Here is a 13,972-nt window from a genome sequence, read left to right as displayed (position 1 = left end):
CGAACACCGATCGTCCCGACACCGTCATTCCGCCGATGAGTGTCGGCCTCACCACCCGCACCTCGATCGAACCCGACGAGGGAGGCCACTTCGGGGTCTACGGCGGCCGGCATGTGCCCGAGGCGCTGATGGCGGTCATCGACGAGGTGACCGCCACCTACCTCAAACTCCGGCGCGACGACGACTATCTGGCCGAACTCGACCGGCTGCAACGCGAATACACCGGTCGGCCCTCACCGCTCTACGAGGCCACTCGGATGAGTGAATATGCCGGTGGCGCACGGCTTTTCCTCAAGCGCGAGGACCTCAACCACACCGGGTCGCACAAGATCAACAACGTGCTCGGTCAGGCGTTGCTGGCCCAGCGCATGGGCAAGACCCGGGTGATCGCAGAAACCGGTGCGGGACAACACGGTGTCGCCACCGCCACCGCATGCGCGCTGCTCGGTCAGGAATGCGTGATCTACATGGGCCGCGTCGACACCGACCGCCAGGCCCTCAACGTCGCACGCATGCGACTGCTGGGTGCGGAGGTGATCGCCGTCGACAACGGGTCGGCGACCCTCAAGGACGCCATCAACGAGGCGATGCGCGACTGGGTCACCAACGCGCACAACACCTATTACTGCTTCGGCACCGCCGCCGGCCCGCATCCCTTCCCGGCCATGGTGCGCGACTTCCAGCGCGTCGTCGGACTCGAGACCCGTGCGCAGATCCTCGACCGGATCGGCCGGCTGCCCGACGCGGTCACCGCGTGCGTCGGCGGCGGCTCCAACGCCATCGGCATCTTCCACCCGTTCATCGACGACGACGGTGTCAAGCTCGTCGGCTACGAGGCGGCCGGTGACGGCGTCGAAACGGGCCGTCACGCAGCCACTTTCACCGGCGGCACACCCGGCGCGTTCCAAGGTGCCTACTCGTATCTGCTGCAGGACTCCGACGGACAGACCATCGAGTCGCATTCCATCTCCGCCGGACTCGACTATCCCGGCGTCGGGCCCGAGCACGCCTACCTCAAGGACACCGGGCGCGCGCAGTATCGGCCGATCACCGACACCGAGGCGATGGACGCGCTCGCGCTGCTGAGCCGCCGCGAGGGCATCATCCCGGCGATCGAGTCGGCGCACGCCGTCGCCGGTGCGATGAAACTCGGCCAGGAGTTGGGCGCCGGGGCCGTCATCATCGTCAACCTGTCGGGCCGTGGCGACAAGGACGTCGACACCGCCGCCAAGTGGTTCGGCCTGTTCGAGAAACCGCGGTCGCAGGACGACGCAGGGGAGAAGGCATGAGCGAGGCGACCACGACGACGATCGCCCACACCGCACCGTCGAAGCTCGGTCCCACCTTCGCCGCCTGCCGCGCGGAGGGCCGCAGCGCACTCATCGGCTATCTGCCCGCCGGCTATCCGACCGTCGACGGGTCGGTGGAACACTTCCGCACCATGGTCGACGCCGGTTGCGACATCATCGAGGTCGGCGTGCCCTACTCCGACCCGGTGATGGACGGACCCACCATCCAGGAGGCCGCCGACACCGCCCTCGCCGCGGGTTTCCGGGTGCGCGACACGTTCGTCGCCGTCGAGGCGATCACCGCCGCCGGCGGTCAGGCCGTCGTGATGGCCTACTGGAACAACGTGCTGGCCTACGGTGTCGAGAACTTCGCGCGCGACCTTGCGAACGCCGGCGGCGCCGGGATCATCACCCCAAACCTCATTCCCGAGGAGGGCGCGCAGTGGCATGCGGCCTCCGACGAGTACGGCCTCGACCGCATCTACCTGGTCGCGCCGTCGTCGACCAATGAGCGACTCGCCATGACCGTCGACGCCTCCCGCGGCTTCATCTACGCGGCGTCGACGATGGGTGTCACCGGCGCCCGGGACGCCGTGTCGAACGCCGCACCCGAGCTGTGTGCCAGGGTGCGCGCCCACTCCGACATCCCGATCGGCGTCGGCCTCGGGGTGCGCAGCGGCGCGCAGGCGGCGGAGATCGCGGCCTACGCCGACGGCGTCATCGTCGGATCCGCGCTGGTGAGTGCCGCGAAGGCCGGTACCGACGAGTTGGCGGCACTGGTCGGTGAACTCGCCGAGGGCGTGCGGGCGGCCGACCGGCGGCCGTGACCCCGTCGGCTAGGGTGGCACGGTGACGCTGCCGACATCGCTTGCCGGGCCGACAACGCTCGATGGATCGACCTCGCTGAGCTCGACGATCCTGGCCTACATCCCCAGCCCTCCGCAGGGTGTCTGGTACATCGGGCCGCTCCCTCTGCGGGCGTATGCGCTGTGCATCATCGTCGGCATCATCGTCGCCGTCTGGTGGGGCAACCGCCGGTGGAAGGCGCGTGGCGGTCAGGACGGCGAGGTTCTCGACGTCGCCATCTGGGCGGTCCCGTTCGGTCTGATCGGCGGCCGGCTGTATCACCTCGCCACCGACTGGCGCACCTACTTCGGCGACGGCCCCAAGACCCCGATCGACGCCGTCAAGATCTGGGACGGTGGTCTCGGAATCTGGGGTGCGGTACTGCTCGGTGCGCTCGGCGCATGGATCGGCTGCCGCCGGCACGGCATCAAGCTGCCGCCGTTCGGTGATGCCCTCGCACCACCGATCCTGCTGGCCCAGGCCATCGGGCGCCTCGGCAACTACTTCAACCAGGAGCTGTACGGGCGTCCGACGGACCTTCCGTGGGGACTCAAGATCTACGAGCGTGTCGACGCCGCCGGGAACGCCGACCCCGGGCTGATCGCCGGGGTCTCCAACGGGCACGTCGTGACCATCGTGCACCCGACGTTCCTCTACGAACTGCTGTGGAACCTGTTCGTCGTCGTACTGCTGGTCGTCGTCGACCGCTACTTCCGCATCGGTCACGGGCGGCTGTTCGCGCTGTATGTCGCGGGCTACTGCGTCGGGCGGTTCGGTGTCGAGCTCATGCGTTCGGATCCGGCAACCCACATCTTCGGCGTCCGGATCAACGTGTTCACCGCGATCATCGTGTTCGCCTGCGCCGCGGTGTACTTCGTCGTCGCACCCAAGGGGCGTGAACAAGGCCTCACGATGTACCACCCGGCCAGGGCCGAGGAACTCGCCGAGGCGGGCGTCGTCGGCTACGTCGATCCCTACGGTGACGAGGAATACGACGAGGAATACGGCGACGAGGACGTCGAGGGTTTCTACCTCAACGACGACGCCGAGCCCGACGACGAGTACGACGACGGAGACTACGGCGACGAGGTTCACGACGAGGAGGCCGACGACGAGAGCGAACTCGTCGATCTGCAGGGCCACCATGTCGAAGCCGCCACGGTAGCGGCCGGGGACGGGGTCGGGGAGACCGAGGTCGGGGAGACTGCGGCCGCCGACGCTGAGGTCGCCGACGCTGAGGTCGCCGACGCTGAGGTCGCTGACGCTGAGGTCGCTGACGCTGAGGTCGCTGACGCTGAGGTCGCTGACGCTGAGGTCGCTGACGCTGAGGTCGCTGACGCTGAGGTTGCCGACACTGAGGTTGCCGACACTGAGGTTGCCGACACTGAGGTTGCCGACACTGAGGTTGCCGACACTGAGGTTGCCGACACCGAGGTTGCCGACACCGAGGTTGCCGACACCGAGGTCGCCGACACCGGCACCCCCGACACCACCGCAGACGATCCCGATGAGGTCTCCGAAGGCCTCGCCGAGGCGGCCGAGGACCGGGCCGACGACGAGGGCGACCGCGATGCCGCCGGAACCGACGAGGACGAACCCGCCCTCGCCGACGGGCAGTCGACCGACGCCGGCGGCCCCGCCGAGATCGTCGACGACGACCCCGACCTCGACGGCGAGATCATCGAGGGCACCGACGAAACCGCCGACGGCAAGCCCTGGACACCCACCGACTCCTGATCGGCCAACCTCCCAGGTCCCTACCTCGTTCCCGGACTGCACAACCAGGGAACGACGTTGCACCCTGGGCGTTTACCCAAGCCCGGGTGCCACCACGGCCCGGCCGCACCCCGACAACACCGCACCGGCGCACCCCGTCGGATAGAGTGAAGATTCACCCAACGGTGCACGAACACAGCCTGAGTCTCGTGCGCTGACATAGTGCTCCACGGGCCAGCGTTGTCCCACCGGACATTCGAGCATTGCGATTCGTCATCGAGTCGAGTGGAGGTTCGAAATGCTGTTTTCTGCGCTGCCGGCCAAGCAGGGTCTGTACGACCCCGAGGCCGAAGTCGATTCGTGCGGTGTCGCCATGGTCGCCGACATCCACGGCCGACGGTCGCATTCGATCGTCTCCGACGGGCTGCTCGCCCTGGAGAACCTCGAACACCGAGGCGCCGCGGGCGCCGAGGCCAACAGCGGCGACGGCGCCGGCATCTTGATCCAGCTTCCCGACGAATTGCTCCGCGCGGTGGTCGATTTCGATCTGCCCGCACCGACTGCGGAAGGGGAGAACACCTACGCCGCGGGCACCTGCTTCCTGCCCGCCGATCCGACCCTGCGGGAACGGGCCATCGACCGGGTCTCCGCGCTCGCCGACGCCGAGGGCGTCACCATCCTGGGCTGGCGTGAACTGCCCGTCGACGCCGTCCGCGCCGACATCGGCGAAACCGCGCTCGGCTGCATGCCGTTCATGATGCAGCTGTTCGTCACCGTCGACCCGCCCGCCGGGCAGCCGCGCATCGGCGGCATCGATCTCGACCGCTACATCTATCCGTTCCGCAAGCAGGCCGAACGCGTCACCCCGGCCATCGACGAAGCCGGCATCGGACTGTACTTCCCGTCGCTGTCGAGCCGCACCATCGTCTACAAGGGCATGCTCACGACGATGCAGTTGCCGCTCTACTACGACGACCTGCGCGACGACCGCTGCATGAGCGCGATCGCCATCGTGCACTCCCGGTTCTCCACCAACACCTTCCCGTCGTGGCCGCTCGCGCACCCGTTCCGCTTCGTCGCACACAACGGTGAGATCAACACCGTGCGCGGCAACCGCAACCGCATGCGCGCCCGGGAAGCGCTGCTCGAGACCGACCTCATCCCCGGCGACCTCAAGCGCGCATTCCCCATCTGCACGCCGGAGGCCTCGGACTCCGCCTCGCTCGACGAAGTCCTCGAACTGCTGCACCTCGGTGGCCGCAGCGTCCCGCACGCGGTGATGCTGATGGTGCCCGAGGCGTGGGAGAACGTGGCCGACATGGACCCCAAACGCCGGGCGTTCCTGCAGTTCAACGGGTCCCTGATGGAAGCGTGGGATGGCCCGGCCTGCGTCACGTTCACCGACGGCACCGTCGTCGGTGCGGTCCTCGACCGTAACGGGCTGCGGCCCGGACGGTGGTGGCAGACCCGCGACGGCCGCGTGATCCTCGCCTCGGAGGCCGGGGTCCTCGCGGTGCCCACCGACGACGTCATCTCCAAGGGCCGCCTCGAGCCCGGAAAGATGTTCCTCGTCGACACCGCGCAGGGCCGGATCATCCCCGACGAAGAGGTCAAGGGAGATCTGATCGGCGCCGAGGCATACGACGAATGGCTGCACGCCGGCCTCCTCGACATCGCCACACTGCCCACCCGCCCCGTCTACAAGCCCAACCACGACACCGTCGTGCGCCGCCAGGTGTCGTTCGGTTACACCGAGGAAGACCTGCGCGTGCTGCTCACCCCGATGGCCGCGTCGGGGTACGAACCACTCGGCTCGATGGGCACCGACACCCCGATCGCGGTGCTGTCCAAGCGATCCCGGCTGCTCTACGACTACTTCGTCGAACTCTTCGCGCAGGTGACGAACCCGCCGTTAGACGCCATCCGCGAGGAGATCGTCACGTCGATGGCGCGTGTGATGGGACCCGAACAGAACCTCCTGGACCCGACCGCGGCGTCGTGCCGTCAGATCCAGCTGCACTGGCCGGTCATCGACAACGAGGACCTCGCCAAGCTCATCCACATCAACGACGACGGCGACAACCCCGGACTCTCGGCCACGGTCCTGCGCGGCCTGTACCCGGTCGCCGAGGGCGGCGCCGGACTCGCGGCGGCGCTGGAGGACCTGCGCAACCGCGCCAGCCAGGCCATCGCCGAAGGGCACACCACGCTCGTCATCTCCGACCGCCACACCGATCGGGAGCACGCTCCGATCCCGTCGCTGCTGGCCATCTCCGCGGTCCACCATCACCTGGTGCGCACCAAGGAGCGGACCAAGGTGGCGCTTGTCGTCGAATCGGGCGACGCCCGCGAGGTGCACCACATCGCACTGCTCATCGGATTCGGCGCGGCAGCGGTCAATCCGCACCTCGCGCTCGAGTCCATCGAGGACCTCATCGCCGAGGGCGAGCTCACCGGCGTGCGGCCGTCCAAGGCCAAGCGCAACTACATCGAGGCGCTCGGCAAGGGCGTGCTCAAGGTGATGAGCAAGATGGGCATCTCCACCATCAGCTCCTACACGGCATCGCAGGCCTTCGAGGCCGTGGGGCTCTCGTCGGCGGTCGTCAAGGAGTACTTCACCCGCACGGTGTCGCGGATCGAGGGCGTCGGACTCGACGAACTCGCCGAAGAGGTCCGCATCCGCCACCATCGCGCGTTCGCCGAGAACCCGACCGAACAGGTCTACCGGCGGCTCGAGGTCGGCGGCGAATACCAGTACCGCCGCGAGGGCGAGCTGCACGTGTTCACCCCGGAGACGATCTTCCTGCTGCAGCACGCCACCAAGTCGGGCAAAGAGGCCGTCTTCCAGAAATACTCCGACGAGGTCAACGAGTTATCCCGCGAGGGCGGCACGCTGCGCGGCCTGTTCGAACTCGATCTGTCCGGACGGGATCCGGTGCCGCTCGACGAGGTCGAGCCGGTCGAGGACATCATGAAGCGCTTCAACACCGGCGCCATGAGCTACGGATCGATCTCCGCGGAAGCGCACGAGACCATCGCCATCGCGATGAATCGGATCGGTGGCCGATCCAACTCGGGTGAGGGCGGCGAGGACGTGGACCGCCTCTACGACCCGGAGCGGCGCAGTGCGGTCAAACAGGTCGCGTCCGGGCGCTTCGGCGTCACCAGCGACTACCTGATCAACGCCACCGACATCCAGATCAAGATGGCTCAGGGCGCGAAACCCGGTGAGGGCGGCCAACTCCCGGCCTACAAGGTGTATCCGTGGATCGCCAAGACCCGGCACTCGACGCCCGGCGTCGCGTTGATCTCGCCGCCGCCGCACCACGACATCTACTCGATCGAGGATCTCGCTCAGCTGATCCACGACCTGAAGAACGCCAACTCCGACGCCCGCATCCACGTCAAGCTGGTCAGCGCCGTCGGCGTCGGGACGGTGGCGACCGGTGTGTCCAAGGCGCACGCCGACGTCGTCCTCATCTCCGGGCACGACGGCGGGACCGGAGCCTCGCCGCTCACCTCGCTCAAGCACGCCGGCACCCCGTGGGAGATCGGCCTCGCCGACGCCCAGCAGACGTTGATGCTCAACGGTCTCCGCGACCGCATCACCGTGCAGTGCGACGGCGCGTTGCGCACCGGCCGCGACGTCATCATGGCCGCGCTGCTCGGCGCCGAGGAGTACGGCTTCTCCACCGCGCCGCTCATCGTCACCGGGTGCATCATGATGCGCGTCTGCCATCTCGACACGTGCCCGGTCGGTGTCGCCACCCAGAACCCGGTGCTGCGCTCGCGGTTCACCGGCCAGGCCGAACATCTGGTCAACTTCTTCCGGTTCATCGCCGAGGACGTCCGGAAGTACCTGGCGCAGCTGGGATATCGGACCCTCGACGAGGCGATCGGGCAGTCGCAGCGGCTGCACACCGACACCGCGGTGGCGCACTGGAAGAGCAAGGGACTCGATCTGTCGCCGATCTTCCGCACCTACGAGGACAAGGGTCCGACCCGCCGCATGCGCGGGCAGGAACACGGTCTCGAACATGCGCTGGACCAGACGATGATCCAGCTCGCCGAGGGGGCGCTCGAGGACGCGCATCCGGTCAGCCTCGAGCTGCCGGTCCGCAACGTCAACCGCACCGTCGGCACGCTGCTCGGGTCGGAGGTGACCCGCCGCTACGGCGCCGACGGACTCGCCGAGGACTCCATCGTGGTGAACCTCACCGGGTCGGCCGGTCAGTCGCTCGGGGCATTCCTGCCGCCGGGCGTGACCATCAAGCTGTCCGGCGACACCAACGACTACGTCGGAAAAGGCTTGTGCGGCGGGAAGATCGTCGTCGCACCCGACCCGGACGCCTGGTTCATCGCCGAGGATCAGGTGATCGCCGGCAACACCATCCTGTACGGCGCGACCTCCGGTGAGGTGTTCCTGCGCGGGCGGGTCGGCGAGCGGTTCTCGGTGCGCAACTCCGGCGCCACGGCCGTCGTCGAAGGTGTCGGCGACCACGCCTGCGAATACATGACCGGCGGGCGGGTGGTGATCCTCGGACCCACCGGTCGCAACCTGGCGGCCGGCATGTCGGGTGGTATCGCCTACGTCTACGACCTCGACCCGGCCAAGGTGAACATGGCGATGGTGGAGTTGCTGCGACCCGACCCCGACGACCTCGGTTTCCTGCGCGACACCATCGCCAAACACACCGAACTCACCGGCTCGGCGATCGGCGCGTCCATGCTGGCCGACTGGCCGCGGCGTTGCCTGGGCTTCACCAAGGTGATGCCCACCGATTACAAACGAGTACTCGACGCGGCCCGGATGGCCGAAGCCGAAGGACGCGACGTCGATTCAGCGATCATGGAGGCGGCACGTGGCTGACCCACGCGGATTCCTGGAAATCCGGAAGAAGGAATCGAAGTACCGTCCGGTGGCCGAACGTGTGCAGGACTGGGAGGACGTGTACGCACATTCGGAGAACCCGCTGGGCGAACTCGCCGAGGTGTCCGAGCAGGGCCGCCGGTGCATGGACTGCGGAATCCCGTTCTGCCACTCCGGAACCGCGGGTTGCCCGCTGGGCAACCTGATCCCGGAATGGAACGACCTCGTCCGGCGCGGCCGGTGGGATGCGGCGAGCAGCCGGCTGCACGCCACCAACAATTTCCCCGAGTTCACCGGCATGGTGTGCCCGGCGCCGTGCGAGGCCGCCTGCGTGCTGGCCATCTCCGACTCCACCACCGGCGGCAGCGTCACCATCAAACGGATCGAGAAGACCATCGCCCACGAATCGTGGGCGGAGGGCATCATCGGTCCGGAGCCGCCGGCCTCGAAAACCGGCAAATCGGTGGCCATCGTCGGCTCCGGGCCCGCGGGACTGGCTGCGGCGCAGCAACTCACGCGCGCCGGACACGACGTGACGGTCTACGAGCGCGACGACCGGCTCGGTGGTCTGCTGCGCTACGGCATCCCCGAGTACAAGCTGCAGAAATCCGACATCGACCGCCGCATTGCCCAGATGCGTGCGGAGGGAACGGAATTCGTCGTCAACTGTGACGTCGGCACCGACCTGACGGTGGCGGAGCTGCGCGCCCGCCACGAAGCGGTCGTCCTGGCCATCGGCGCGATGGAGGCACGCGACAACCCCGTCCCGGGACGTGACCTGGGCGGTGTGCACCTGGCGATGGAACACCTGGTGCCCGCCAACAAGGAATGCGAGGGCGACGGGCCCTCGCCGATCACCGCAGAGGGCAAGCACGTGGTGATCATCGGCGGCGGCGACACCGGCGCCGACTGCCTGGGAACCGCGCACCGCCAGGGCGCCGCATCCGTCGTCCAGCTCGACTACAACCCGGCGCTGCCCGACGACCGCGACGACACCCGCTCGCCGTGGCCGACATGGCCGCTGATCATGCGCACGTCGTCGGCACATGTCGAGGGCGGCGAACGCAAATACCAGGTGGCCGTGCAGCGCTTCGTCGGCGACGACGACGGCAACGTCACGACGATGGTGCTCGCCGAGGTCGAGGTCCAGCGTGAGCCCGACGGCCGGCGTGTCATCACCCCGGTGTCCGAGGAGTTCGAAATCCCTTGCGAGCTGGCCCTGTTCGCGATCGGCTTCGCCGGTGTGCGGCGTGGCCCGCTGCTCGACGACCTCGGACTCGAGCCCACCCGGCGCGGCGACCTCTACTGCGGCAGCGACTGGCAGACCGATGCCCCGGGCGTGTTCGTCTGCGGTGACGCGCACCGCGGCGCCTCGCTGGTGGTGTGGGCGATCGCCGAGGGCCGCTCGACGGCGCGGGCCGTCGACGAGTTCCTGGTGGGGGCGTCCGACCTGCCGTCGCCCGTGCGGCCCGCAGCGCTTCCGCTGTCGGTGCGGTAGGCACGGGCCGACCTCTCGGGCAGCCGGGTCGCACACCGCTTTTCGCCGCCCCGGAGCTGTTTGCAATATGTTCACCAATGGTGGCGTCGACCGGATGACCTGCTGGAATATCGGCGGACGCGGCGGATTGCCACGTATGTTCAATAGAGATGCCACCTCAACCCGACTAAGGTGATCACAGTGACACGTCGAACGAAGATCGTTTGCACTTTGGGTCCGGCCACCAGCAGCGACGAAAAGCTCAAAGAGCTCGTCGAGGCGGGTATGGATGTGGCCCGCATGAATATGAGCCACGGTACCCACGACGTGCACCGCGAGGTGTACGGGCGGGTACGCAAGGCCGGCGACAACGCCGGAAAGGCGGTGGGCGTCCTCGCCGACCTGCAGGGACCGAAGATCCGCCTCGGGAAGTTCGAGGACACCGGTGCGCCGAACGGCGAGGTCATGTGGGCGACCGGCGACGAGGTACGGATCACCGTCAAGGACATGGTCGGCACGCACGACCGGGTATCGACCACCTACAAGCACCTTTCCGAGGACGTCAAACCGGGCGACCGCCTGTTGGTCGACGACGGCAAGGTCGGATTGGTGGCCACCGGCATCGACGGCGACGACGTCGTGTGCGCGGTGACCGAGGGCGGTCCCGTCAGCAACAACAAGGGCCTGTCGTTGCCGGGCGTCAACGTGTCGGTGCCGGCACTGTCGGAAAAGGACATCGCCGACCTCGAGTTCGCGCTCGACCTCGGTGTCGACATGATCGCGTTGTCGTTCGTGCGCAGCCCGGCCGACGTCGACCTGGTCCACGAGGTGATGGACCGCAAGGGCCGGCGGGTTCCGGTGATCGCGAAGCTCGAGAAGCCCGAGGTGATCGACAACCTCGAGGCGATCGTGCTGGCGTTCGACGCGATCATGGTCGCCCGCGGCGACCTCGGTGTCGAGTTGCCGCTCGAGCAGGTGCCGCTGGTGCAGAAGCGTGCCATCCAGATGGCGCGGGAGAACGCCAAGCCGGTGATCGTGGCCACGCAGATGCTGGATTCGATGATCGAGAACTCGCGGCCCACCCGCGCCGAGGCGTCCGACGTCGCGAATGCCGTGCTCGACGGCGCCGACGCGGTGATGCTCTCCGGCGAGACATCGGTGGGCAAGTTCCCGATGGAGGCCGTCCGCACGATGGACCGGATCGCCCGCGCCGTCGAGGAGGGCCCGCGCGACGTGCCGCCGCTCTCGCACGTCCCGCGCACCAAGCGTGGCGTGCTCTCCTACGCCGCCCGCGACATCGGCGAACGACTCGAGGTCAAGGCCCTGGTCGCGTTCACCCAGTCCGGTGACACCGTGCGTCGTCTCGCGCGGCTGCATTCCCGTCTGCCGCTGCTGGCGTTCACCCCCACCCAGGCGGTGCGCTCGCAGCTGGCGCTGAGCTGGGGAACCGAGACCTTCATCGTCGACAAGGTCGACACAACCGACAACATGATCGACCAGGTCGATCATCAGCTCATGCGTATCGGTCGTCTCGAGCGAGGGGACGTGGTCGTCATCGTCGCCGGTGCCCCGCCCGGCACCGTCGGTTCCACCAACCTGATCCACGTGCACCGCATCGGCGAACAGGACCACTGAAGTATTGGGCCGACTCCGTCGGCCGGGCCTGACGCCCTCAGTCCTCGGTCTTCCCTCCTCATCGCATCGGTCGCTACGCTCCCTCGCTCTTCGTCGGTCCAGACCGAGGCCGGGCGTCCGGCCGTGTCCAATTGGCCGACTCCGTCGGCCGGGCCTGACGCCCTCAGTCCTCGGTCTTCCCTCCTCATCGCATCGGTCGCTGCGCTCCCTCGCTCTTCGTCAGTCCAGACCGAGGCCGGGCGTCCGGCAGAAGACATTGGCCGACTCCGTCGGCGTGGCCTGACGCCCTCAGTCCTCGGTCTTCCCTCCTCATCGCATCGGTCGCTACGCTCCCTCGCTCCTCGTCAGTCCAGACCGAGGCCGGGCGTCCGGCCGGGGATGTCGCGTTGGTCGCTGCGCTCCCTCGCTCCTTGTCGGTCCAGACCGAGGCCGGGCGTCCGGCCGGGGCCAGCGTGAGAGCAGGAAGAGTCGCAACCCTCGCTGGTCGAGTAAGCGACCGAGCTTGCGAGGCCGCGCATCGAGGCCACTTACCTTTGACGGCAAGTGATCTCGATGCGGCACCTCGCAAGCTCGGAGCCTTACTCGGTCAGCGGGGTGTGGCGGCTCTTCGAGCCAGGCCCCGAGCTTGCGCGGCCGCGCATCGAGATCACCGTGCCACCCTTGCGGGACGGTCTTGAGCACCGCATAGGCTTTCACCCATGACCGACCAATCCGACGATCTCGGCAAACTCCTCGCTCTCCTCGACGTCGAGCGGCAGGGCGACGACCTCTTCATCGGGCAGCACTCCGAGCAGAAGACCGCGCGCACTTTCGGTGGTCAGCTGCTGGGGCAGGGCGTCGTCGCCGCGGCGCGCACCCTCACGAGGGGCAACCCGCCGGTGCACGCGTTGCACGCGCACTTCATCCGGGGTGGCGACGTCGACAAGCCGATGGAGTATCACGTCGCCCGATTCCGCGACGGCAAGTCCTTCGCCAACCGGCAGGTCACCGCCATCCAGGACGGCGCCGAGATCTTCACCATGCTCGTCGCGTTCCAGGACAACACGGCCGGTCTCGAACACGCGGTGGAGATCCCGCAGGTGCCCTATCCCGAGGAACTCCCGCCGCTCGGCGAGCATTTCAAGGGCTACGAGGAGCAGATCGCGACTTTCGTGAACGCGCTGCACCCGATCGACATCCGCTTCGCCAACGACCCGACCTGGAAGGTCCGTGAAGCGGGGGAGACCCTCAAGGACAACCGGGTCTGGATGAAGGCGGACGGCGTCATCCCCGACGACCCGATCCTGCATGTCGCCGCCATGTGTTACGCGTCGGACACGACGGTGCTCGACTCGATCATCACCACCCACGGATTGTCCTGGGGCATCGACCGGTTGTTCGCGGCGACGGTCAACCACTCGATGTGGTTCCATCGCGAGTTCCGCTTCGACGACTGGATGCTGTACGCCACCCGGTCGCCCGTCGCGACCGGATCGCGCGGCATGGGGTCCGGGCGGTTCTGGAAGCGTGACGGCACCCTGGCGACCTCGGTCGTACAGGAAGCGCTCATCAAGTACTTCCCACCCAAGGACTGACCGTCCGGCGGTGGCACACTGTCCGGTATGGACCCCGGCCGGCCGACGCATCCGACCAGCGCACCGCAACCCGAGTACTGGCTGACGCCCGGACCGATGCTGAAACAACGCACGTGGCAGCGCACCAGTCGTGTCCCGGTCATCATCGTCAGCGTCATCGGCGTCGCCGCGTTGATCACCGTGGCCGTGGTCGCCCTGGTCATCGGTTCGGTGTCCCGCTCGTTCTTCACCGCGCGGGGCGTCGTGCTCTGCTCGACGCTGCCGATCCAAGCGCGGCAGATCACCACCGGAGCCCCCGTCGTGATCTTCGACGAGTCCGGCGCGGAACTCGCGTCGACCTCGCTGGGCCAGCGGCGCAACGGTGAGGACGGACAGTGCGAGCTGCCGTTCTCCGCCCGATCGGTCGAGGCCGGCAAGAGCGGCTATGTCGTACGCATCGGCGACGTCCTACAGGAGACGGTGTCGGGACCGGCATTGCAGTCCGGCGTCGTATTGCGGCCGCTGGGCTGATCGCGGTGCGTCACCCGGTGGTGACCCCGGCGCCGGGTTAGACTTCGGCGATCTG

General features: G+C 67.9%; 8 protein-coding genes. All 8 read left to right on the top strand.

Annotation, left to right across the window (positions count from 1 at the left end; genetic code table 11):
* Positions 1–35: 35 nt before the first annotated feature.
* Positions 36–1,289 carry a tryptophan synthase subunit beta gene (gene trpB, locus ACWDTI_RS05620; RefSeq protein WP_449737407.1) on the top strand — a complete coding sequence of 418 codons (1,254 nt, stop codon included), beginning with the start codon at positions 36–38 and terminating at the stop codon, positions 1,287–1,289.
* Positions 1,286–2,116 (top strand): tryptophan synthase subunit alpha, encoded by an 831-nt coding sequence (gene trpA / locus ACWDTI_RS05615; RefSeq protein WP_449737060.1) that lies wholly within the window; start codon positions 1,286–1,288, stop codon positions 2,114–2,116. The genes trpB and trpA overlap by 4 nt, the downstream gene beginning before the upstream one ends.
* 28 nt (positions 2,117–2,144) lie before the next feature.
* Complete coding sequence (gene lgt, locus ACWDTI_RS05610) at positions 2,145–3,872, top strand: prolipoprotein diacylglyceryl transferase (protein ID WP_449737406.1); 1,728 nt, start codon at positions 2,145–2,147, stop codon at positions 3,870–3,872.
* Between the two features lie 277 nt (positions 3,873–4,149).
* A complete protein-coding gene (gene gltB, locus ACWDTI_RS05605; protein ID WP_449737059.1) occupies positions 4,150–8,721 on the top strand; it encodes a glutamate synthase large subunit in 4,572 nt (1,523 codons plus the stop codon).
* Complete coding sequence (locus ACWDTI_RS05600) at positions 8,714–10,219, top strand: glutamate synthase subunit beta (RefSeq protein WP_449737058.1); 1,506 nt, start codon at positions 8,714–8,716, stop codon at positions 10,217–10,219. Before gltB ends, ACWDTI_RS05600 begins: the two co-directional genes overlap by 8 nt.
* A gap of 180 nt (positions 10,220–10,399) precedes the next feature.
* A complete protein-coding gene (gene pyk, locus ACWDTI_RS05595; protein WP_449737057.1) occupies positions 10,400–11,833 on the top strand; it encodes a pyruvate kinase in 1,434 nt (477 codons plus the stop codon).
* 698 nt (positions 11,834–12,531) lie between these two features.
* Entirely contained in the window at positions 12,532–13,407 is an 876-nt protein-coding gene (locus ACWDTI_RS05590) for an acyl-CoA thioesterase (RefSeq protein ID WP_449737056.1), read from the top strand.
* 27 nt (positions 13,408–13,434) lie between these two features.
* Positions 13,435–13,917, top strand: a complete 483-nt coding sequence (locus ACWDTI_RS05585; RefSeq protein WP_449737055.1) for a hypothetical protein — start codon at positions 13,435–13,437, stop codon at positions 13,915–13,917.
* Positions 13,918–13,972 lie beyond the last annotated feature (55 nt).

Source organism: Gordonia sp. NPDC003424, assembly GCF_053588655.1.
Note: the sequence above shows the minus strand (reverse complement) of the source record. Positions and strands in the feature narration are given on the sequence as shown.